The sequence below is a fragment of the Bradyrhizobium barranii subsp. apii genome (assembly GCF_011516635.5).
In the GTDB taxonomy this organism is placed as follows: domain Bacteria; phylum Pseudomonadota; class Alphaproteobacteria; order Rhizobiales; family Xanthobacteraceae; genus Bradyrhizobium; species Bradyrhizobium barranii.
In genome coordinates this window covers 824166-845401 of sequence record NZ_CP096255.1, presented here as the reverse complement: position 1 = coordinate 845401, position 21236 = coordinate 824166, and the positions used below count along the sequence as shown (strand labels likewise).

Genomic DNA, 21236 nt, shown 5'->3' with positions numbered 1-21236 from the left:
AAGCTCTGACGTTGCCGAGGTCGCGAAGCGTCCGAAGAACCGGCCAGGCAGCCGCGAGCGATCGTCGATGACGATGCGCGTGACGGGGGGAGGCTGGTCTGATCTGGAAACATTCCAAGAATATATAGCAGGCCGATTTGGAAGCGCGAGTGCTTTGACGCGCACGGCTGACGCAACAAAAAAGCGCGGGGTTTTGCCCCGCGCTCTCTAGAACTCGTCTGTAAACGGAGCTTACTCGTTGACGGCCTTGGCGTGCTCAGTCTTCTCGACGATGCGGGCCGACTTGCCGCGAAGGTTGCGGAGGTAATAGAGCTTGGCACGACGCACCTTGCCGCGGCGCACCACCTTGATCGAGTCGATCATCGGGGAGAGCAGCGGGAACACGCGCTCGACACCCTCGCCATAGGAGATCTTGCGGACGGTGAAGCTCTCGTTGAGGCCGCCGCCGGAACGGCCGATGCAGACGCCTTCATAGGCCTGCACGCGGGTACGGTCGCCTTCGACGACCTTCACGTTGACGATCACGGTGTCACCGGGACCGAATTCCGGAATCTCCTTGCTGGCGGAGAGCTTGTCGAATTGCTCTTTTTCGAGCTGTTGGATCAGGTTCATGGGTAAATCTCCATCGGCGCGCCCAGCCGCAGGACGGGGGCTGCGCGAAATTCGTTGATCCAGCTATTGCGGATGTGGCCGCTCCTATAAGGCAAGCCGGAGCGTTTGTCACCCGTCTGTCTTGTTTTTTGGCGTTTTTTGGCGTCTGGCTCGATTCGGGGCTTTGGCAGGGATTTTGGCCCACAAATCAGGCCGCCGGGCCGCGGTCAGGGCCTCGGATTGTGCCCGCCGCCAGGCTGCAACCTTGGCGTGGTCGCCGGAGGTCAGGGTCTCCGGGATCGGAGCCCCCTCGAACAGCTGCGGGCGGGTGTATTGGGGGTACTCGAGGAGGCCCTCCGAGAAGCTTTCCTCGGTTCCCGAGGCCTCCTTGCCCATCACGCCGGGCAACAGCCGGACGCAGGCGTCGATCAGGGCCAGCGCGGCGATTTCGCCCCCGGACAGCACGTAGTCGCCGATCGAGACCTCCTCCAGGCCCCGTCCGTCGATCACCCGCTGGTCCACGCCCTCGAACCGTCCGCAGACGATCAGGGGGCCCGGACCCTCGGCCAGCTCCATTACCCGGGCCTGGGTCAATGGCCGCCCCCTCGGGCTCATCAGCAGTTTCGGCCGGTCCGGGCTGATCTCGACGGCATCGATCGCTGCCGCCAGAACATCGGCCCGCAGCACCATGCCCGGTCCGCCGCCGGCCGGGGTGTCATCGACGCTCCGATGCCGGTCGGTGGCCGAGGCCCGGATGTCCCGCGCCTCGAGCTCCCAGAGCCCGCCAGCCAGCGCCCGGCCGGCCAGGCTCACGCCGAGCGGCCCCGGAAACATCTCCGGAAACAGCGTCAGCACGGTCGCGCGCCAGGGTGAAGGGTTGGTCATCGGATCTCAGTTCTTGTCGTCCCGGGGCGCGCGAAGCGCGAGCCCGGGACCCATAACCACTGCACTTCGCTTTGCGATGATCGAGGCTACCAGCTTAGCCAAAAAACCACGGCCTGTGATTATGGGTCCCCGCCTTCGCGGGGACGACCCGTGGATAGGGCTTCGTCCTTATCATCACCCTCGATCTCCTGCGGCAGCGCGATCACGACGCGGCCGCCTGTGAGATCGACTTCCGGCACCACCGCGTTTGTGAACGGCAGCAGCATCGTCGTGCCCTTTGCAGATCCTTTGGGCGGAGCGATCTCGATGATGTCGCCGGCGCCGAAATTGTGGATCGCGAGCACGCGGCCGAGCGCGTCGCCGTCGGTGGTGACGGCGGCGAGCCCGATCAGGTCGGTGTGGTAATATTCGTCCTCGTCGGTCGCGGGCAGCTTTTCGCGCGCGACGTAGAGCTCGATGCCGTTGAGGCGCTCGGCCTCATCGCGGGTCGTGACGCCCTTGAACGTCGCGACCAGATGATCCCTGGCCTCGCGCGCCTGCGCGACCTCGAACTGGCGCTTGCCGTCCTTGGACAGAAGCGGCCCGTAGCGTTTGATGGCAAAGGGATCTTCGGTGAAGGTCCACAGCTTGACCGCACCGCGCACACCATGGGCGGCGCCGATCCGCGCGACGCAGACCAGCGCCGACATGATCTGACCTTAACCCTTCGCGGCGGCTTCGGCCTGCGCCTTGCGCTCCTTGCGCGGCACGGCCTTCTCAGGGTTGTTGCGCGCTTCGCGCTTCTTGACGCCGGCGGCGTCGAGGAAACGCGCAACGCGGTCGGACGGCTGCGCACCCTTGGCGACCCAGGCCTTCACCTTGTCCATGTCGAGCTTGAGGCGGGCCTCGTTGTCCTTCGGCAGCAGCGGGTTGAAATAACCGAGACGCTCGATGAAGCGGCCATCGCGGGGAAAGCGCGAATCGGCGACGACGACGTGATAGACGGGGCGCTTCTTGGTGCCTGCACGAGCGAGGCGGATAACGACGGACATCTGGTTCTCCTTCAAAGTACAGTTTGTTCGGTTGATTGGTATTCCGCGTCGCGCGAGATGCTTAGGATCCCTCGCGACGAATTCCTCATTTCTTCTTGCCCGGAAATCCGCCGAGGCCCGGCAGCGTCGGCTTGCCGCTCAGCCCGGTCAGTCCGGGAACGTTGGGCAGGCCGGTGCGCAGACCAGCGGGCAAATCCTTCGGCAGGCTGGGCAGACCTTGTCCGCCGCCTTGCATCTTCTCCTGCAACGCCTTCATCTCTTCCGGTGAGGGCGGCTTCATGCCGCCGCCAAAGCCCATCGCCTGCGCAATGCCGGCGAGCGGGCCACGCTTGCCCGAGCCCATGGCCTTCATCACGTCGGCCATGTTCCGGTGCATCTTGAGCAGCTTGTTGACCTGCTCGACGCTCTGGCCGCTTCCTGCGGCGATGCGCTTCTTGCGGCTGGCCTTGAGCACGTCGGGATGACGGCGCTCGTCGCGCGTCATGGAATCGATCACCGCGACCTGGCGCTTCAGGATCTTGTCGTCGATGCCGGCGGCCGCGATCTGGTTCTTCATCTTGGCGATGCCGGGCATCATGCCCATCAGGCCGCTGATGCCGCCCATGTTCGCCATCTGCAACAGCTGCTCGCGCATGTCGTTGAGGTCGAACTGCCCCTTGCGCATGCGCTCGGCGGTGCGCGCGGCCTTTTCGGCGTCGATATTGGCGGCGGCACGTTCGACCAGCGACACCACGTCGCCCATGCCGAGGATGCGGCCGGCGATACGATCGGGGTGGAAATCTTCCAGCGCGTCGGTCTTTTCACCGGTGCCGATCAGCTTGATCGGCTTGCCGGTCACGGCGCGCATCGACAGCGCGGCGCCGCCGCGGCCGTCGCCGTCCACACGGGTCAGCACGATGCCGGTGAGGCCGACGCGCTGATCGAAGGCGCGGGCAAGGTTGACCGCGTCCTGGCCGGTGAGGCTGTCGGCGACCAGCAGCACTTCATGCGGATTGGCAGCGGCTTTGATCGCCGCTGCTTCCGCCATCATGTCTTCGTCGAGCGTGGTGCGGCCGGCGGTGTCGAGCAGCACGACATCGTAGCCGCCGAGCTTGCCGGCCTCCAGCGCGCGCTTCGCGATCTGAGCCGGCTGCTGGCCGGCGACGATCGGCAGCGTCGGAATGTCGAGATCGCGCCCGAGCACGGCCAGCTGCTCCATCGCCGCCGGGCGATAGATGTCGAGCGAAGCCATCAGCACCTTGCGCTTGTCGCGCTGGACCATGCGGCGGGCGAGCTTGGCGGTGGTGGTGGTCTTACCGGAGCCTTGCAGGCCGACCATCATGATCGGAACCGGCGGCACGGAATTAATGTCGATGGTCTGGCTTTCGGCACCGAGCGTGTTGATCAGCTCGTCATGGACGATCTTGACCACCATCTGGCCGGGCGTGACCGACTTAACGACGGTGGCGCCGATCGCCTGTTCGCGGACGCGCTCGGTGAAGCTGCGCACCACCTCTAACGCGACGTCGGCCTCCAGCAGCGCGCGGCGCACCTCGCGCATCGCGGCGTCGACGTCCTTTTCGGTCAGCGCACCGCGCCCCGTCAGACGATCGAGAATGCCACCAAGCCGTTCCGACAGATTGTCGAACAATACCGTTGTCCCTTGTCCTGCTCGCGCAGGGTTGCCGCGTTCACCACTGTCATGCCCCGGCTCGACCGGGGCATCCAGTACGCCGCGGCACCTCGGTTCAGCCGAGCTGCCTCTGGGATACTGGATCGCCCGATCAAGTCGGGCGATGACCACTTCCTAAGCAAGCGATCTTCCAAACACCTTTGCGCCCGAGGGCGCACAGCGCTGTCGGGCGTTGGCCTCTGGCCTCCAGGGCCAGTGGGTGGGTCGAAAAGAAAGCCTTTCCGAGAAAGTGGCGGGGTTAAACGCCGCTCACGCCCAAAAGTCAAGGAAAGTTAGGGTGCCGGGGTGCCTTTGCCAGGGCAAGGCCCTGAGAATACGGAACTTTTGGCGGCCGGTTCCTTTTGCCTGGGCTCCGCCCATATAGAAGATGATGACTTACCTCCGTTACCATCCCTGAAGCCCGCTTGTGCCGATCACCCGCCGCCGCGTTTTCGGACTGCTTGCCGGGGCCGGCGCGCTGGCCGGCGTGTCCTCCCTCTGGATGTCCCGCATGAAAACCTATGACGGCCCCGTGTCCGACCATTTCGATGGCCTGAACTTCTTCGATCTGGACGGCGCGCCGCCAAAATCGCTCGGCGCCGTCCTGCGCTGGCAGTTCGGCGGTGGGCGGCAGCGGGCGACCTGGCCGGATTGGGCGCCCAGCCCCCATGCCGATACCCCGCCGGAGCGCGTCGAGGGCGAGAAGGTGCGGCTCTCCTTTGTCGGCCATGCCAGCTGGCTGATCCAGGCCGGCGGACTCAACATCCTGGTCGATCCCGTCTGGTCGATGCGGGTCTCGCCCGTCAGTTTTGCCGGACCGAAGCGGCACAACGATCCCGGCATTGCCTTCGACAAGCTGCCCAGGATCGACGTCGTGCTGGTCTCGCATGGGCACTACGACCATCTGGACATTGCGACGCTGTCGCGGCTCGCGAAGAATTTTGCCCCGCGCGTGGTGACGCCGCTCGGCAACGACGTCACGATGCGCAGCAGCGATTCTTCGATCAAGGCGGAAGCGTTCGACTGGCACGACCGCGTCGAGCTCGGCAGCGGCATCGCCGTGACGCTGGTGCCGACGCGGCACTGGACCGCGCGCGGCATGTTCGATCGCAACAAGGCTTTGTGGGCGAGCTTCGTGCTGGAGACGCCTGCGGGGAAAATCTACGTCGTCTGTGATTCCGGCTATGGCGATGGCAGACACTTTCGCCGCGTCGCCGAGAAGCACGGGCCGTTGCGCCTGGCGATCCTCCCGATCGGCGCCTACGAGCCGCGCTCGTTCATGCTCGACCAGCACATGAAACCGGAAGACGCCGTGAAGGCGCTGGCCGATTGCGGCGCGCAAGCCGCGCTCGGGCATCATCACGGCACGTTCCAGCTGACGGACGAAGCGATCGACGCGCCGGCGAAGGCGCTGGTCGAAGCGCTCGATGCCGCAAAGATTCCGCCGGAGCGGTTCGTGGCGATGCAGCCGGGACAGGTGGTGGAGATCTAAATCCATCCACGTGCACAACTGTGCCCCGGACGCAGCGCAGCGTCTCTTCGACGGTGCGCTGCAGAGCCGGGGCCCATGCAGCAGCACGTGCCGTTGGCCTTCTGGGTCCCGGCTCTGCGCAGCAGCGTTTCACGCTGCTGCGCGTCCGGGACACGAGACTTACTTGCCCTCAGGACGAATAATCGCCCAGCTCACATTCACCGTCACCGACAGCGTTTCCTCGCCCGGCGCGACTGCCGCGGGCGCCGCCATCGGCGCGGTCGCCATTCTTGCCTTGAACAGCGGCACTGGAGCGCCGCCCTCGGATACGCTGAGTGGCGAGCCGAGCGTGACGCCGGTGGCCTTGGCGTAGATCTCGGCCTTGCGGCGGGCGTCCACGACCGCCTGTTCGCGGGCGTCGTCGAGCAGCTTTGAGGCCTGCGTCACCTCGAAGGAGATGTTGCCGATGTCGTTGGCGCCGGCGCCGACCAGCGTGTCGATGATGCCAGCGACCTTGGTCACGTCGCGGATCTTCACGGTAACGCGGTTAGAGGCGCGGAACCCGACCACGGGCGAAGCGCCGGTGGATTTGTTCTGGCCGTATTGCGGCTGCAAGGACAGGCGCGAGGTCTGATAGTCCTTCTCGGCGATACCGGCGCCCTTCAGCGCCAGCAGTACCTTGCCCATCGCGGCGTTGTTGGCGTCGGAGGCTTCCTTCGCCGACTTGGCGTCGTTGGCGACGCCGGCGTCGATCTGCGCGAGATCGGGCGCCGCGGAAATCGTGGCTTCGCCGCTCACCGAGATCGCGGAGGGAAAATCGTCCGCGCGTGCGGGCGGCGCCAGCAGCGTGGCGGCGAAAGCGGCGGCAAGGGACGTAAAAAGGACGGCAGGCTTCTTCATCTCTCTCACTTCAATGGCACGAACACGTTGATCACGAGCTTGTCCTCCGCCGTCTTCAGGGGATCGGTGAGGTACTCCTCGATAAAGGTGTCCTTGGCTTCCAGCTTCTTGTCGTCGAGGTGATTGGTGATCGCCTCATAGGTGTTGTCCATGTTGTCGTAGGAGCCGCGATGGACGAATTTCAACGCCTTGCCTTCCGGCGATTTGCCGATGCTCATGTCCTTGGGCAGGTTCTTCGGGTCCTGCTCGACCGGGATCTCGGCCAGGAAGGTGAAGCCGGTGTCGTCGGTCGAGGTGTAGACGATCATCGAATTGCCGGCGGGCTTGATGCCCTGCTTGTCCAGCAGCGTGTTCAGCGCCTTGAAAGCGTCGATCAGCGTGTCGAAGGCCGAATCCCAATTGGCCGTGCCCTTGACCATCACGACTTTCTTCGGCTCGAGCGTGGTCTCCAGGCCAAAAGGATCGGCGGTCTGCACCGGGGCAGGCGTCGCGGCTGCAGCGGGCGGTGGGGCCGCCGGAGCGGGTGAGGGCGAAGCGCTGGCCGCAGGCGATGGCGCCGGAGAGGGCGCCGCCGCGGGCGCAGGTGCGGCACTCGCGGCCGGGGAGGGCGAGGCCGTCGGAGCCGGCGAGGGGCTGGCCGACGCGGCGGGCGCCGGGCTCGGGGTCTGCGCCAGAGCGCCGGGCACGCCAAACGACATGGTCGCTGCCGGGATCAGCGCGAGCAGTGCGAGGCGACAAAAACGATTCATTCTATTCTCCCCAAGGGCTTATGCGCCAAGGCCTTACGTCCCCAAGGCCTTGAGCCGGCCGCGCGTCCCGGATTGCGCGAACCGTGCCGTTCTAACACGCGAGTGCCGAATTCGTCCCATGACAGATGCGTCATGGCTATGGCGGCAAATCACTGGCCAAGCCGCCAAGGATCGCCATATAAGGCAGGCGAAATTCGGGACATTTCATGAGCGCTCTGGCCAACCACGCATTTGCCAAGATGAACGGCATCGGCAACGAGATCGTCGTTGTCGACATGCGTGATTCCGCCGCGCCGGTGACGCCGGACGACGCCCGCGCGGTCGCGTCCGCGCCGGGCGGCGTGCCTTACGACCAGCTCATGGTGCTCCGGAAGCCGCGGTTCGACGGGACCGAGGCCTTCATCAGCATCTACAACAATGACGGCTCCGAGGCCGGCGCCTGCGGCAACGGCATGCGCTGCGTGGTGCGGCGCATCTTCGAGAAGACCGGGCAGACCACGGCAACGTTCGAGACCGCTGCGGGCCTGCTCAATTGCTGGCAGGGCCCGGCACCCGATCTCTACACCGTCGATATGGGCGCGCCGAAATTCGGCTGGCAGGAGATTCCCCTGGCGGAGGAGTTTCGCGACACCCGCTACATCGAATTGCAGATCGGGCCGATCGACAATCCGATCCTGCATTCGCCCTCGGTGGTGAGCATGGGCAATCCGCATGCGGTGTTCTGGGTGGACGACGTCGACGGCTACGATCTCGAGCGCTTCGGTCCGCTGCTGGAAAATCACCCGATCTTCCCCGAGCGCGCCAACATTACGCTCGCCCATATCGTCGATCCCCAGCACATCACGATCCGCACCTGGGAGCGTGGCGCGGGCCTGACCAGAGCTTGCGGTTCGGCGGCCTGCGCGACCGCGGTTGCTGCCGCGCGGCTGAAGCGCACCGAGCGCAATGTCGAGATCACGCTGCCCGGCGGCAAGCTCGGGATCGAATGGCGTGAAAGCGACGACCACGTGCTGATGACGGGCCCCGCGACCTTCGAATATGAGGGCTCCTTCGATCCGGCGCTGTTCGCGCCGGTCGGCTGATGGCCGTCGACGTCGTCACCTTCGGCTGCCGCCTCAATGCCTTCGAGGCCGAATTGATCCGTCGCGAGGCCGAGGGCGCGGGCCTTTCCGACACCATTGTCATCAACAGCTGCGCCGTCACCAACGAAGCGGTGGCGCAGGCACGCCAGTCGATCCGTAAATTGAAGCGCGAACGGCCGGGTGCGCGCATCGTCGTCACCGGCTGTGCGGCGCAGACGCAGAGCCGGATGTTCGCAGACATGGCCGAGGTCGATCGCGTCCTCGGCAATGACGACAAGATGCGCAGCGAAGCCTGGCGCGATGCGCGTGCCGCGTTCGATCTCGGTGCGAGCGAAAAGATCGCCGTCAGCGACATCATGGCAGTGAAGGAGATGGCGCCGCATCTGATCGACGGCTTTGCGAGCGGCCTGCCGCGCGTGTTCGTGCAGGTGCAGAACGGCTGCGACCATCGCTGCACGTTCTGCATCATCCCCTATGGCCGCGGCAATTCACGCTCGGTGCCGATGGGCGCGGTGGTCGATCAGGTGCGGGCGCTTGTTGCGCGCGGCCATGCCGAGATCGTGCTGACCGGTGTGGACCTCACCAGCTATGGCGCCGACCTGCCGGGTGCACCAAGGCTAGGCATGCTGACCAAGCAGATCTTGCGGCATGTGCCGGAGCTGAAGCGCCTGCGTATCTCCTCGATCGATTCGATCGAGGCCGATGCAGATTTGTTGGATGCCATCGGCGACGATGCGCGCCTGATGCCGCATCTGCACCTGTCGCTGCAATCCGGCGACGACATGATTTTGAAGCGCATGAAACGGCGGCATTCGCGCAACGATGCGATCGCGTTCTGCGACCAGGTTCGCCGCCTGCGTCCGGATATCGCCTTCGGCGCCGACATCATCGCGGGCTTTCCGACCGAGACCGAGGAGATGTTTTCGCGCTCGCTGGATCTCGTGGAGGAGTGCGGCCTGACGTTCCTGCACGTCTTCCCGTATTCGCCACGCCCCGGCACGCCGGCCGCGCGGATGCCGCAGGTCGCAGGCGGTGCGATCAAGGAGCGCGCGAAGCGGCTGCGTACGGCGGGCGAAGCGGCATTACGACGGCGGCTGCAAGAGGAAATGGGTACGACGCGCGATGTGCTGATCGAGAGCGACAGCCAGGGCCGCACGGAGCATTATCTGCCGGTGGCGATCGCGGGTGAACGTATTGGCCGTGTGGTGCCGCTGATGATTGCCGGCAGTGATGGCGAGCGGCTGACCACGTAAGCAGTGCTTGCTTCCTTCTCCCCTTGTGGGAGAAGGTGGCGCGAAGCGCCGGATGAGGGGTTGCGTCCGCAAGCGCGGAGTTGAGTTTGCGGAGAGAGACCCCTCACCCGCCTCGCTTCGCGATGCACCCTCTCCCACAAGGGGAGAGGGGAAGAGCCTACAACGCCCGCACCTGCCAGAATCGCAGCGTCCGCCGCGCGTTCTCCGATGTCATTCGCGCGTAATTGCTTTTCGCCCTCGCGATATCAGCGGGTTTCATCGCGCCGGTGGCAAAGCGACTCTCGAGCACGGCGGCTGTGGTTTCCCAGCTGAGCTGGGCCGCCTTGCACGGCACCAGCAGGCCGTCCTCGCGCAGGCTCTGCATCAACGGGCGAATCACCTCAATGGTCGATCCGGACAGTGCCGCCAATGCAGCCACGGCTTCCTCGTAGCGCCGCTGCGTGGCGAAGCCGAGCAGCGTCGCTTCGGTCAGCTGGCCAGTCGCCTTGAGATTTGCGATGGCCCGCTTGGCGCCTTCGAAATCGCGCACGACCGACATCTCGCGCTCGACACCGACGGTCACGGCGGCGATCGCGCCCTGGATCTCCTCGAACAGATGCGGCGGTGCGCGCGACAGCAGCCGGGTGCGCACGGTATCCGTGGCCGAACGCAGCAACCGGCGGCGCAAGTCGGACGGCAGGTCGACGCGGACGCCGACGCTCACGGCGAGCTCGGGATCGGCCTCGGCCTGCCCGACGATGACGGCAAATCCGTTTCCGGAAACGCGCGCGCCGGGATTGGCGGCAAGCCGCCGGCTGACGCTGGGATAGCGCCGCGCCAGCAGCGCGTCGGTGACGATCTCCTTGAGCCACCAGCGACCGGCGACCGCGAGCAGATGCGATTCGCCCTTGCTGGAGGCGATCTTCACCAGCTCGCCATCGTCGAGGCGCGCGGATTCCTGGAGCACGGGGCCGGCGATGCGAATTTCGTCATTATTGGCGAGGCGGCGGATCACGGAGGGCGGCGCCTGCGCGATCGGCGCAAGCTGCGCACTGATCTCGGCCAGCGCAATTCGTGCGCCCATGTCGGCGATGGCGCGCAGCTCGATGGTGCCGATCAGGCGCTCGAGCACGTCGTCGAACAGCGCGATCTGCTCGTTGTCAAAACTTCCGGCGGAGGAGAGGAAGAGGTCGGTGACGCGGCGGGCCGTTTCCAGGCCCTTTTCCGCCGAGCCGAGCCGAATCGCGGATTCGACTTCATCGATGATCGAAAACTCGGCCGTGGACATGACGCGTTGCTCGTCCTGAGCGGATGACGGAAGCTTGTTCTAAGCAATCGCTATCAATAGAGACGAGCACTGAACGTTTCGTAAACCACGGGGCGGAAGGCGAGCACTGCTTTGCTCCCCGACCGGCCACTGCTCCTCATCCTGAGGAGCCCGCGAAGCGGGCGTCTCGAAGGATGGCCGCGGGCGACAGTCGGGCCTTCATGGTTCGAGACGGCCGCTACGCGGCCTCCTCACCATGAGGGTCTGGCAACGTCATTCCCCATTCCACCCGCAGGCGCGGAGCTTCTCGTGCATGTGGGGCGGGGCCGGCGCCACCACGCGGATCGGCTCCTTGTTCCGGGAGATCGGCACCACGATCTCGCGGGAATGCAGGTGCAGCCGCGGCTCGCCGAAGCGCGGGCCGTTGCCGTAAATGTTATCGCCGAAAATCGGCCAGCCGGTCGCGGCCGAATGCACCCGCAATTGATGGGTTCGGCCGGTCACCGGTTCCATGGCGAGCCAGGTCAGCCCGTCGCCCCGGCCCATCACCTTCCAATTTGTGACGGCTTTCTGCCCTTCCGGGTCCGGCTTCTGCCACCAGCCGCGCTCGGCATTGAGCCGGCCGAGTGGCATGTCGATGGTGCCTTCGTTTTCGGCAGGGCCGCCCTCGACCACGGTCCAGTAGGTCTTGCCGATCTTGCCGTGCTTGAAGAGGAGGCCGAGCGAGGCGGTCGCCTTGCGATGGCGGCCGAGCACGAGGCAACCGGAGGTGTCCTTGTCCAGCCGGTGGGCCAGCACCGGCGGCCGCGGCAGGCCGAAACGAAGCGCGTCGAACGACGTTTCCAGATTGGCCCCGCCCTTGGGGCCGCGGTGCACCGGCAGGCCGGCGGGCTTGTCGATCACCAGCATCAGCCCGTCGCGATGGAGCACGCGCGCCAGGATCTCGTCGGCGGTCAATTCGGGAACATCGAGCAATTGCAAGACTTTCGGTCAACACTTTCGTTTGGGAGCCGGAACGGCTAACACACCGCCACTATGAACGATACCACGTCAGATCCCCCCAAGCTGAGCTGGTGGCGCCGCCTGTCCAACGGGCTGAAGCGTACCTCGTCCTCGCTCGGGACCGCGGTCGCCGACCTCGTCACCAAGCGCAAGCTCGACCGCGCCATGCTCGACGACATCGAGGACGTGCTGCTGCGCGCCGACCTCGGCACGTCGGTCGCGGTGCGGATCGCGGACGCCGTCGGCACGGGGCGCTATGACAAGGCGATCTCGGCGGACGAGGTCAAGGACGTCGTCGCCACCGAAGTCGAGAAGGTGCTCACGCCGGTGGCAAAGCCGCTCGAGATCGACGCGGGCAGGAAGCCGTTCGTCATCCTCGTCGTCGGCGTCAACGGCTCCGGCAAGACCACAACCATCGGAAAGCTCTCGCAAAAATTCGCATCCGAAGGCCGCAAAGTGATGCTGGCCGCCGGCGACACGTTTCGCGCGGCCGCGATCGAGCAGCTCAAGGTCTGGGGCGAGCGCACCAGGACGCCGGTCATCGCTGGCACTCAGGGCTCGGATTCGGCGAGCCTCGCCTTCAACGCGCTGACGGCGGCGAAGGAGCAGGCCATCGACGTGCTCCTGATCGACACGGCCGGCCGTCTGCAGAACAAGGCCGAGCTGATGAACGAGCTCGAAAAGGTCGTGCGCGTGATCCGCAAGGTGGATGACACTGCGCCGCATGCCGTGCTGCTTGTGCTGGACGCCACCGTCGGCCAGAACGCGCTGTCGCAGGTCGAGGCCTTCCATCGCACGGCGGGGGTCACCGGCCTCGTGATGACGAAGCTCGACGGCACCGCGCGCGGCGGCATCCTGGTGGCGCTCGCGGAGAAATTCAAACTGCCGGTGCATTTCATCGGCGTCGGCGAAGGCGTCGACGATCTCGCGCCGTTCACCGCGCGCGATTTCGCCCGCGCGATCGCCGGAATCGAATAGCGTCATCCTTCGAGACGCCGCTTGCGCGGCTCCTCGGGATGAGGTCGTGCCACACATGAGGTCCTCATCCTGAGGAGACCGCGAAGCGGTCGTCTCGAAGGGTGGGAGAGACGGAAGAGAGAATGGACAAGACCCAGCCGCATCCGCTGTTCAAGCTCGCGACCGAGCTCGGTCCGCTGCTCGTGTTCTTCTTCGTGAATGCGAAGTTCAATCTGTTCGCCGCGACCGGCGCCTTCATGGTCGCGATCGTGGCGGCGATGATCGCGTCCTATGTGGTGACGCGCCATATCCCGATCATGGCGATCGTGACAGGCGTGATCGTGCTGGTGTTCGGCACGCTGACGCTGGTGCTGCACGACGAGACCTTCATCAAGGTCAAGCCGACCATCATCTACGGCCTGTTCGCGGCGATCCTCGGCGGCGGGCTGTTGTTCGGCCGCTCCTTCATCGCCGTCATGTTCGACCAGATGTTCAACCTGACCCCGCAGGGCTGGCGCATCCTCACGCTGCGCTGGGCGCTGTTCTTCGCCGGCATGGCCATCCTGAACGAGATCGTCTGGCGCACCCAGAGCACGGATTTCTGGGTGAACTTCAAGGTGTTCGGCGTCACGCCGATCACGATGGTCTTCGCCATCGCCCAGATGCCGCTGACCAAGCGCTACGGGATCGAGCCGGCGTCGCTGGAGGCGAGCGAGGCCGAGGCGGGGGATGTAAGGAAAAGGTGACGGTCTCTCAGCTCGTCATTGCGAGCTGAAATGCGGCCATACACTCAACTGTCATCGCCCGGCTTGACCGGGCGATCCAGTATTCCAGAGACAGTCGTGAGATACGGTAGACAGTCGTGAGATACGGTGAGGCCGCGGCGTACTGGATGCCCCGGTCAAGCCGGGGCATGACAGCGGTGCGTGGTGCTGGCCCCTGCGCTCGCGCGAGAGCGGAGCTCAGCTCCCCGCCTTCAACGCCTTCTCCATCTGCGGGAGCAGCACCGTGCGCAGATTGTCCGGCGTGATCGGTCCCACCAGCTTGTAGACGATGGTGCCTTCGCGCCCGACCACGAACGTCTCCGGCACGCCATAGACGCCCCATTCGATCGAGGCGCGGCCGTTGGCGTCCACGCCGACGCGGCCGAACGGGTTGCCGTAGCGGCCGAGGAAACGGCGCGCGTTGTCGGCCGCGTCCTTGTAGTTGATGCCGACGAGCTGGAAGCGCTTGTCCTTGGCGAGCTCGGTCAGGAGCGGCGCCTCGTCATGGCAGGGCACGCACCATGACGCCCAGACATTGACGAGGCTGACCTTGCCCTTGAACGCGGCGGGATCGAGGCCCGGCACCTGCGAATTGTCGGCCTGCAATCCCTCGAGCGCCGGCAGCGCGGTCTGCGGCGCCGGCCGGCCGATCAGCGCGGAGGGAATCCGCGAGGGATCGCCGCTGCCGAGCCGGAACCAGAACAGCAGCGCCAGGGCGATGAAGGCGATCAGCGGCAGCACCATCAGGAAGGTGCGGCGCTGCGGCGGAGCGGAAGTCGGTTGATCGCTCATGATTGATCGCTCACGGCGTGTCCGTTGCGCTGCGTCCGGAGCGGCGGGTGACGCCGCTGCGGTCGAGCTCGCGCAGGCGCTCGGTCTGGCTGCGATAGTCGAGCACGATCCAGCCGATCAGGATCACGACCACGAGCGCCGCCGCGGCATAGGACGTCACGATGAAGGACGCGTAGGGACCAAGTGACATCGTCATGCGGCCTTCTGGCTCGCCTGCATCATCTGCAAGGAGCGGACGCGGCGGCGCAGGATCTCGTTGCGCATCGCCGCCAGGTGCAACGTGACGAACAGCAGCGTGAACGCGATGGCCATCAGCAGCAGCGGGATCAGGAACGATTTGTCGAGCGTCGAGCCGCCCATGCGCATCACCGACGCCGGTTGATGCAACGTGTTCCACCAATCGACCGAGAACTTGATGATCGGCAGGTTGATCGCGCCGACCAGCGTCAGCACCGCGGCGGCGCGCGCCGCGCGCGAGGGATCCTCGACCGCGCGCCACAGCGCCATCAGGCCGAGATACATCAGGAAGAGAATCAGCACCGAGGTCAGCCGCGCGTCCCATTCCCAATAGGTGCCCCACATCGGCCGGCCCCACAGCGATCCCGTGAGCAGCGCGAGGAAGGTGAAGGCGGCGCCGATCGGCGCGGCGGCTTTGGCGGCGACATCTGCGAGCGGATGCCGCCACACCAGCGTGCCCAATGAGGCGATGCTCATCACGCCCCAGACGAACATCGACAGCCAGGCGTTGGGCACGTGGATGAACATGATCTTCACCGTCGCGCCCTGCTGGTAGTCGTCGGGCGCGAGGGCAGACTGGTAGAGGCCGATGGTGAGCAGGATGACGGTCGCGGCCACAAGCCACGGCAGCACCCGCGCCGTCAGCGCGAGGAACCGTGTCGGATTGGCGAGATCGATCAGCGTCATGGTATTCTGATAATCACAGGTCAGCACTCACGCAATCAGCATAAAAGCGCGCAGCGAAAGTTGATCGGGGTCAAGGGTAATCCAGCCCATTTCAGTCGAGACCATGGCGCAGGCTCGCCGCCGCCGCGAAAGGGCCGATGACGAGGCTGACCAGCGACAGCGCGCACAGGATCGAGAACGGCGCGCCGAACGTCATCGGACCGACGATCACGGCCTGCGAGGCCGCGACGCCGAAAATCAGCACCGGGATCGACAGCGGCAGCACCAGCACGGCCATCAACAGTCCGCCCCGGTGCAGCGTCACCGCCAGCGCCGCGCCGATCATGCCGGTGAAGGTCAGCGCCGGCGTACCGGCCAGGAGCGTCAGCGCCACCGCCCCGGTCGCGACCATGTCGAGGTTGAGCAGCAGGCCGAGCACCGGGGTTGCGACAATCAGTGGCAGGCCCGCGGCCAGCCAATGCGCCAGCGCCTTGGCGGCGCAGGCGAGTTCCAGCGGCGTCCGGCTCATCGTGATCAGGTCGAGCGAGCCGTCCTCGTGGTCGGCCATGAACAGCCGGTCCAGGGTGAGCAGGCTCGCCAGCAGCGCGCCGAGCCACAGGATCGCCGGCCCGAGCCGCGACAGCAGCGCCAGATCCGGCCCCACCGCGAACGGCATCAGGACGACGACGGTCAGGAAGAACAGCACGCCGATCAGCGCCCCACCGCCGACGCGGAGCGCGATCCGGATATCCCGGCGGATGAGGGCGGACAGGGCGGTCATGGGGTGTATCCGATGGCGAGATTCGTGTCTGCCAGCCCCACGCACACTGCGCTCCCTCCCCCCTTGCGGGGGAGGGCGGGGGAGAGGGGTAGCCCCGGGAGGAATGGTTGTTGGGGATGAGCTGCCGGCAACGGAGCCCCTGTTTTCCCAACGCTAGACTCGAAAGAGCGCGCCGTGTGGCACCCCTCTCCCTGACCCTCCCCCGCAAGGGGGGAGGGAACGGAGAGGCTGGTACCCAGCCGCTCGGAAAACTGAGGGTCCCCCCACTTCATACCTCACCCCCAATCCTCAGCTCCCGCGAATCGATGCCCAGCGGCGCATGCGTCGCCGCGATGATCAGGCCGCCTCGGCCGAGATGCTCCCGCATCAGGCCCTCGAACATGCCCTGGCCGGCCACGTCCAGCGCCGTAGTCGGCTCGTCCAGCAGCCAGACCGGGCGGCGCACCGTCAGCAGCCGGGCCAGCGACAGGCGGCGGCGCTGGCCGGCGGACAGGAAGGCCGCGGGCAGGTGAGTGGCGTGATCGAGCCCGACGATGGCGAGGCTCTTGGCCGCATCACTGCGCTCGCCGCCCAGAAAATCAGCCCAGAATGACAGGTTTTCCGCCACGCTCAGTGCCGGCTTCAGGGCGTCGCGATGGCCGAGATAGTGGCACTGCTCCGGCAGCGTCAGCTCGGCATCGCCGCCATCGAGCGCGATTGTCCCGCCGGCCGGAATCAGCAGGCCCGCGATCAGCCGCAGCAGCGAGGTCTTGCCCGAGCCGTTCCGGCCCACGACCGCCACGGCTTCGCCCGAGACCGCCTCGAAATCGAGCCCGGAAAACACCTCGCGCCCGCCGCGCACGCAAACGACCCCGCGTCCGGACAGCTGCATCTTGCCTTGGTTCAATCCGCTCAAAGCCTGGCCTCAGGAAATCTTGGGGTAGCGCATGGGAATTTTTGGCTCGCGGATTGCTGCGGCACGTTTGTGGCTGTGGCGGCGCGGTTAGAAAGCTTCTATAAGCCCGGAACTACTTGATGCAGCAACTCAACCTGCCCCTGCAAGCGACCCAGCCGGACTCGCTGACGGTGTTAAAATACCCCTTGCCGGGTATAACTAACAATTGGGATTTCCTACATGACCTCGCTCGACAGCTTCAAATGCAAAAAGACCCTCAAGGTCGGCGCCAAGACCTATGTCTATTACAGCCTGCCCACGGCCGAGAAGAATGGTCTGAAGGGAATTTCGAAACTCCCCTATTCGATGAAGGTTCTGCTCGAGAACCTCCTGCGCAACGAGGACGGCCGCACGGTCAAGAAGGAAGACATCGTGGCGGTGTCGAAGTGGCTGCGCAAGAAGTCGCTGGAGCATGAGATCGCATTCCGCCCGGCCCGCGTGCTGATGCAGGATTTCACCGGCGTGCCGGCCGTGGTCGATCTCGCCGCGATGCGCAACGCGATGCAGAAGCTCGGCGGCGATGCCGAGAAGATCAACCCGCTGGTTCCGGTCGACCTCGTCATCGACCACTCCGTGATCGTGAACTTCTTCGGCGACAACAAGGCCTTCGGCAAGAACGTCACCGAGGAATACAAGCAGAACCAGGAGCGCTACGAGTTCCTGAAGTGGGGCCAGAAGGCGTTCTCGAACTTCTCGGTCGTGCCGCCCGGCACCGGCATCTGCCATCAGGTCAATCTCGAATATCTCTCCCAGACGGTCTGGACCAAGAAGGAGAAGATGACGGTCGGCAAGAAGACCGGCACCTTCGAGGTCGCCTATCCCGACTCGCTGGTCGGCACCGACTCCCACACCACCATGGTCAACGGTCTCGCCGTGCTCGGCTGGGGCGTCGGCGGCATCGAGGCGGAAGCCTGCATGCTCGGCCAGCCGCTGTCGATGCTGCTGCCTACCGTCGTCGGCTTCAAGCTGAAGGGCGCGATGAAGGAAGGCGTCACCGCGACCGACCTCGTGCTGACCGTGACGCAGATGCTGCGCAAGCTCGGCGTGGTCGGCAAGTTCGTCGAGTTCTTCGGTCCCGGCCTTGATCACCTGTCCGTCGCCGACAAGGCGACCATCGCCAACATGGCGCCGGAATATGGCGCGACCTGCGGCTTCTTCCCGGTCGACGCTGCTGCGCTCGATTACCTCAAGACCTCCGGCCGCGCTCCGGCGCGCGTCGCGCTGGTGCAGGCCTATGCCAAGGCGCAGGGCCTGTTCCGCACCGCCAAGTCGGCCGATCCGGTGTTCACGGAAACGCTGACCCTCGACCTCGGCGACGTCGTTCCCTCGATGGCCGGTCCGAAGCGTCCCGAAGGCCGCATCGCGCTGCCGTCGGTCGCCGAAGGCTTTTCGCTCGCGCTCGGCACCGAGTACAAGAAGACCGACGAGCCCGGGAAGCGCTTTGCCGTCGACGGCAAGAACTTCGAGATCGGTCATGGCGACGTCGTGATCGCCGCCATCACCTCCTGCACCAACACCTCGAATCCGAGCGTCTTGATCGGCGCCGGCCTGCTTGCGCGCAACGCTGCCGCCAAGGGCCTCAAGGCAAAACCGTGGGTGAAGACGTCACTCGCGCCGGGCAGCCAGGTGGTCGCGGCCTATCTCGCCGATTCCGGTCTGCAGGCTGATCTCGACAAGGTCGGCTTCAACCTGGTCGGCTTCGGCTGCACCACCTGCATCGGGAATTCCGGTCCGCTGCCCGAGGAGATCTCGAAGTCGATCAACGACAACGGCATCGTCGCGGCCGCCGTGCTCTCCGGCAACCGCAACTTCGAAGGCCGCGTCTCGCCGGACGTGCAGGCGAATTATCTCGCTTCGCCGCCGCTGGTCGTCGCCCACGCGCTCGCGGGCAGCGTCACCAAGAACCTCGCCGTCGAGCCGCTCGGTGAAGGCAAGGACGGCAAGCCGGTGTACCTCAAGGACATCTGGCCGACGACGAAGGAGATCAACGCCTTCATGAAGAAGTTCGTGACCGCGTCGATCTTCAAGAAGAAGTATGCCGACGTGTTCAAGGGCGACACCAACTGGCGCAAGATCAAGACGGTCGAGAGCGAGACCTATCGCTGGAACATGAGCTCGACCTATGTGCAGAACCCGCCCTATTTCGACGGCATGAAGAAGGAGCCGGAGCCGGTCACCGACATCATCGAGGCGCGCATCCTCGCCATGTTCGGCGACAAGATCACCACCGACCACATCTCGCCGGCCGGCTCGATCAAGCTCACCTCGCCCGCCGGCAAATATCTCAGCGAACACCAGGTGCGTCCGGCCGACTTCAACCAGTACGGCACGCGTCGCGGCAACCATGAAGTGATGATGCGCGGCACCTTCGCCAACATCCGCATCAAGAACTTCATGCTGAAGGGCGCTGACGGAAATATCCCGGAAGGCGGTCTCACCAAGCACTGGCCCGACGGCGAGCAGATGTCGATCTACGACGCCGCGATGAAGTACCAGCAGGAGCAGGTGCCGCTGGTGGTGTTCGCCGGCGCCGAATACGGCAACGGTTCCTCGCGCGACTGGGCTGCGAAGGGCACGCGCCTGCTCGGCGTCCGCGCCGTGATCTGCCAGAGCTTCGAGCGCATCCACCGCTCCAACCTGGTCGGCATGGGCGTGCTGCCGCTGACCTTCGAAGAGGGCACCTCCTGGTCGTCGCTCGGCCTGAAGGGCGACGAGAAGGTCACGCTGCGCGGCCTGGTCGGCGACCTGAAGCCGCGTCAGAAGCTGACCGCGGAGATCGTCTCCGGCGACGGTTCGTTGCAGCGGGTTTCGCTGCTTTGCCGCATCGATACGCTGGATGAGCTCGATTACTACCGGAACGGCGGCATTCTGCACTACGTGCTGCGCAAGCTCGCGGCCTAAGCGCGAATTTGTGAACGGTGGCTCACCGCGACGTGAGTAGAAGGTTAAACGAGGGCGGCCTATCACAAGGCCGCCTTCGTGCGTTAGAACACGCGTCCGATGGTCCCGCCCGGCGGAAAACCTCGCCCCGGACGGTTGAATGTACGATGCCCGTAAGACTACGGTGACCATCAGGCGATAGGATCTTCCCCCACGCGTGCGAGGTGTGACGTTCAAAATGACTGCAATGATGGCTTCTAATCTGGTTTCGCGCTGGTCCGGTGCACTCTGGTCGGGAGCACTTGGTATCTGCGCCATCGTCGCCGTCATCCGTCCCGCCGAGGCTGATCCTCGCGCCGTAGTCGAGCTCTTCACATCGCAGGGCTGCTCCTCCTGCCCGCCCGCCGACCAGGTCATCGGCGATCTCTCCAACGACCCGTCGATCATCGCGCTGAGCATGCCGATCGACTATTGGGATTATCTCGGCTGGAAGGACACGCTTGCGGATTCGCGCTTCTCGGCGCGGCAGCGCGCCTATTCGCGCATGCGCGGCGACCGCGAGGTCTATACGCCGCAAGTCGTGGTCAACGGTTCGACGCATGTCATCGGCAGCGATCGCGCCGGCATCGAGAGCGCGATCGGCAAGACCGACAACGGCGCAGGCGTAATGAGCGTGCCGGTGACGATGTCGCTTGCAGGCAAGCAGATCAACGTGTCGGTGGCGGCGAGCAAGGAGTCGGCGGTCTCGCACGGTGAGGTCTGGATCTGCTCGATCACGAAATCGGTGCCGATCGCAATCAGCCGCGGCGAAAATCGCGGACAGCAGATCACCTATCACAACGTCGTGCGCAACCTGCTCAAGGTCGGCGACTGGAACGGGCGTCCGGAAAGCTGGACGGTGCCGTTGGAAAATCTCACGCGCGACGGCGTCGACGGCGCTGTGGTCTATGTCCAGGACGGCAGCCGTGAGAAGCCGGGTGCGATGCTCGGCGCAGCTTACACGTCGCTGCACTAGATCAGATTTCTCTCGCCAGCGTCGTACTCGCTCTCACGCCTCATGGTGAGGAGCGCCCTTGCGCGCGAGGCGGACGATGCTACGCGTCGCCGCGAGAACCATGCAGGCGCGGCTGATGCAGCGGCCTTCCATCCTGCGAGACGCCGCCTCGCGGCTCCCCAGGATGAGGGGAGAGAGTCGTCTTCGCGTCAATCAGAGGGAAGTTGGTCGTGCCGGAAACATCTCGGCACAAACCAAAAAGGACCAACTTGCGTTGGCCCTCCTTGTCGCGCGTACAGACCCGATCCTGACGGCCCCGGGGGGCTGGGGGCTGAGGAATCCGGAACCGAAAGGACCGGGTCAACGCACA

At 65.3% G+C, this 21236-nt stretch carries 21 protein-coding genes; 7 read left to right on the top strand and 14 right to left on the bottom strand.

Annotated elements, in window-relative coordinates; translation table 11 throughout:
- Positions 1-231 precede the first annotated feature (231 nt).
- The 5 genes from rplS to ffh form a co-directional block, all read right to left on the bottom strand.
- Positions 232-612, bottom strand: coding sequence for a 50S ribosomal protein L19 (rplS, locus tag HAP41_RS03980; RefSeq protein WP_063980390.1), 381 nt, complete (start codon positions 610-612; stop codon positions 232-234).
- A gap of 108 nt (positions 613-720) precedes the next feature.
- A complete protein-coding gene (trmD, locus tag HAP41_RS03975) occupies positions 721-1476 on the bottom strand; it encodes a tRNA (guanosine(37)-N1)-methyltransferase TrmD (RefSeq protein WP_166052741.1) in 756 nt (251 codons plus the stop codon).
- 119 nt (positions 1477-1595) lie between these two features.
- Positions 1596-2165 (bottom strand): ribosome maturation factor RimM, encoded by a 570-nt coding sequence (rimM, locus tag HAP41_RS03970; RefSeq protein WP_166052796.1) that lies wholly within the window; start codon positions 2163-2165, stop codon positions 1596-1598.
- Between the two features lie 9 nt (positions 2166-2174).
- The gene (rpsP, locus tag HAP41_RS03965; RefSeq protein ID WP_063980395.1) at positions 2175-2507 is read right to left on the bottom strand and encodes a 30S ribosomal protein S16; all 333 of its coding nucleotides are present in this window, start codon (positions 2505-2507) and stop codon (positions 2175-2177) included.
- An 85-nt stretch (positions 2508-2592) separates the two neighbouring features.
- On the bottom strand, positions 2593-4137 hold the full coding sequence (gene ffh / locus HAP41_RS03960) for a signal recognition particle protein (RefSeq protein WP_166052807.1): 1545 nt from the start codon (positions 4135-4137) through the stop codon (positions 2593-2595).
- A 448-nt stretch (positions 4138-4585) separates the two neighbouring features.
- Between ffh and HAP41_RS03955 the strand changes: the two genes are divergently transcribed.
- Positions 4586-5650, top strand: a complete 1065-nt coding sequence (locus tag HAP41_RS03955; RefSeq protein ID WP_166052838.1) for an MBL fold metallo-hydrolase — start codon at positions 4586-4588, stop codon at positions 5648-5650.
- Between the two features lie 159 nt (positions 5651-5809).
- On the opposite strand, the gene HAP41_RS03950 is transcribed toward HAP41_RS03955, so the two are convergent.
- A complete protein-coding gene (locus tag HAP41_RS03950; protein ID WP_166052844.1) occupies positions 5810-6529 on the bottom strand; it encodes an SIMPL domain-containing protein in 720 nt (239 codons plus the stop codon).
- Positions 6530-6534: 5 nt separating this feature from the next.
- Positions 6535-7278 (bottom strand): GyrI-like domain-containing protein, encoded by a 744-nt coding sequence (locus tag HAP41_RS03945; protein ID WP_166052874.1) that lies wholly within the window; start codon positions 7276-7278, stop codon positions 6535-6537.
- A 206-nt stretch (positions 7279-7484) separates the two neighbouring features.
- On the opposite strand from HAP41_RS03945, the gene dapF reads away from it, so the two are divergent.
- A complete protein-coding gene (gene dapF / locus HAP41_RS03940) occupies positions 7485-8360 on the top strand; it encodes a diaminopimelate epimerase (RefSeq protein WP_166052945.1) in 876 nt (291 codons plus the stop codon).
- Positions 8360-9613, top strand: a complete 1254-nt coding sequence (gene mtaB / locus HAP41_RS03935; protein WP_166052961.1) for a tRNA (N(6)-L-threonylcarbamoyladenosine(37)-C(2))-methylthiotransferase MtaB — start codon at positions 8360-8362, stop codon at positions 9611-9613. Before dapF ends, mtaB begins: the two co-directional genes overlap by 1 nt.
- Positions 9614-9770: 157 nt before the next feature.
- Here the strand turns inward: mtaB and HAP41_RS03930 are convergent, their stop codons facing one another.
- Positions 9771-10880, bottom strand: a complete 1110-nt coding sequence (locus HAP41_RS03930; RefSeq protein ID WP_166053026.1) for a DUF2336 domain-containing protein — start codon at positions 10878-10880, stop codon at positions 9771-9773.
- Between the two features lie 252 nt (positions 10881-11132).
- The gene (locus HAP41_RS03925) at positions 11133-11834 is read right to left on the bottom strand and encodes an RluA family pseudouridine synthase (RefSeq protein ID WP_166053105.1); all 702 of its coding nucleotides are present in this window, start codon (positions 11832-11834) and stop codon (positions 11133-11135) included.
- A 60-nt stretch (positions 11835-11894) separates the two neighbouring features.
- On the opposite strand from HAP41_RS03925, the gene ftsY reads away from it, so the two are divergent.
- Entirely contained in the window at positions 11895-12839 is a 945-nt protein-coding gene (gene ftsY / locus HAP41_RS03920) for a signal recognition particle-docking protein FtsY (RefSeq protein WP_166053137.1), read from the top strand.
- Between the two features lie 122 nt (positions 12840-12961).
- Positions 12962-13564, top strand: a complete 603-nt coding sequence (locus HAP41_RS03915; protein WP_166053155.1) for a septation protein A — start codon at positions 12962-12964, stop codon at positions 13562-13564.
- A gap of 216 nt (positions 13565-13780) precedes the next feature.
- On the opposite strand, the gene HAP41_RS03910 is transcribed toward HAP41_RS03915, so the two are convergent.
- From HAP41_RS03910 to ccmA, 5 genes are all read right to left on the bottom strand, one after another.
- Positions 13781-14374: a DsbE family thiol:disulfide interchange protein gene (locus tag HAP41_RS03910; protein WP_135215833.1), complete on the bottom strand. Its 594-nt coding sequence runs from the start codon at positions 14372-14374 to the stop codon at positions 13781-13783.
- A gap of 10 nt (positions 14375-14384) precedes the next feature.
- On the bottom strand, positions 14385-14570 hold the full coding sequence (gene ccmD / locus HAP41_RS03905; protein ID WP_014490637.1) for a heme exporter protein CcmD: 186 nt from the start codon (positions 14568-14570) through the stop codon (positions 14385-14387).
- Positions 14567-15298, bottom strand: coding sequence for a heme ABC transporter permease (locus HAP41_RS03900; protein ID WP_038932544.1), 732 nt, complete (start codon positions 15296-15298; stop codon positions 14567-14569). The genes ccmD and HAP41_RS03900 overlap by 4 nt, the downstream gene beginning before the upstream one ends.
- A 91-nt stretch (positions 15299-15389) precedes the next feature.
- Positions 15390-16058: a heme exporter protein CcmB gene (gene ccmB, locus HAP41_RS03895; protein WP_028150494.1), complete on the bottom strand. Its 669-nt coding sequence runs from the start codon at positions 16056-16058 to the stop codon at positions 15390-15392.
- Between the two features lie 268 nt (positions 16059-16326).
- The gene (ccmA, locus tag HAP41_RS03890; RefSeq protein ID WP_166105210.1) at positions 16327-16929 is read right to left on the bottom strand and encodes a heme ABC exporter ATP-binding protein CcmA; all 603 of its coding nucleotides are present in this window, start codon (positions 16927-16929) and stop codon (positions 16327-16329) included.
- A 243-nt stretch (positions 16930-17172) separates the two neighbouring features.
- Here ccmA and acnA point away from each other — a divergent pair, with 243 nt between their 5' ends.
- Positions 17173-19893, top strand: coding sequence for an aconitate hydratase AcnA (gene acnA / locus HAP41_RS03885; protein ID WP_063980406.1), 2721 nt, complete (start codon positions 17173-17175; stop codon positions 19891-19893).
- A 217-nt stretch (positions 19894-20110) separates the two neighbouring features.
- Positions 20111-20887, top strand: coding sequence for a DUF1223 domain-containing protein (locus HAP41_RS03880; RefSeq protein ID WP_135215832.1), 777 nt, complete (start codon positions 20111-20113; stop codon positions 20885-20887).
- Positions 20888-21236: the final 349 nt, after the last annotated feature.

Coding starts and splice junctions, on each gene's coding strand:
- ccmA (WP_166105210.1), bottom strand. CDS start 16,929: ATGCAGCTGTCCGGACGCGGGGTCGTTTGCGTGCGCGGCGGGCGCGAG.
- mtaB (WP_166052961.1), top strand. CDS start 8,360: ATGGCCGTCGACGTCGTCACCTTCGGCTGCCGCCTCAATGCCTTCGAG.
- HAP41_RS03910 (WP_135215833.1), bottom strand. CDS start 14,374: ATGAGCGATCAACCGACTTCCGCTCCGCCGCAGCGCCGCACCTTCCTG.
- rpsP (WP_063980395.1), bottom strand. CDS start 2,507: ATGTCCGTCGTTATCCGCCTCGCTCGTGCAGGCACCAAGAAGCGCCCC.
- HAP41_RS03950 (WP_166052844.1), bottom strand. CDS start 6,529: ATGAAGAAGCCTGCCGTCCTTTTTACGTCCCTTGCCGCCGCTTTCGCC.
- trmD (WP_166052741.1), bottom strand. CDS start 1,476: ATGACCAACCCTTCACCCTGGCGCGCGACCGTGCTGACGCTGTTTCCG.
- rimM (WP_166052796.1), bottom strand. CDS start 2,165: ATGTCGGCGCTGGTCTGCGTCGCGCGGATCGGCGCCGCCCATGGTGTG.
- dapF (WP_166052945.1), top strand. CDS start 7,485: ATGAGCGCTCTGGCCAACCACGCATTTGCCAAGATGAACGGCATCGGC.
- rplS (WP_063980390.1), bottom strand. CDS start 612: ATGAACCTGATCCAACAGCTCGAAAAAGAGCAATTCGACAAGCTCTCC.
- HAP41_RS03945 (WP_166052874.1), bottom strand. CDS start 7,278: ATGAATCGTTTTTGTCGCCTCGCACTGCTCGCGCTGATCCCGGCAGCG.
- HAP41_RS03880 (WP_135215832.1), top strand. CDS start 20,111: ATGACTGCAATGATGGCTTCTAATCTGGTTTCGCGCTGGTCCGGTGCA.
- ftsY (WP_166053137.1), top strand. CDS start 11,895: ATGAACGATACCACGTCAGATCCCCCCAAGCTGAGCTGGTGGCGCCGC.
- HAP41_RS03900 (WP_038932544.1), bottom strand. CDS start 15,298: ATGACGCTGATCGATCTCGCCAATCCGACACGGTTCCTCGCGCTGACG.
- HAP41_RS03915 (WP_166053155.1), top strand. CDS start 12,962: ATGGACAAGACCCAGCCGCATCCGCTGTTCAAGCTCGCGACCGAGCTC.
- HAP41_RS03930 (WP_166053026.1), bottom strand. CDS start 10,880: ATGTCCACGGCCGAGTTTTCGATCATCGATGAAGTCGAATCCGCGATT.
- ccmB (WP_028150494.1), bottom strand. CDS start 16,058: ATGACCGCCCTGTCCGCCCTCATCCGCCGGGATATCCGGATCGCGCTC.
- ccmD (WP_014490637.1), bottom strand. CDS start 14,570: ATGACGATGTCACTTGGTCCCTACGCGTCCTTCATCGTGACGTCCTAT.
- acnA (WP_063980406.1), top strand. CDS start 17,173: ATGACCTCGCTCGACAGCTTCAAATGCAAAAAGACCCTCAAGGTCGGC.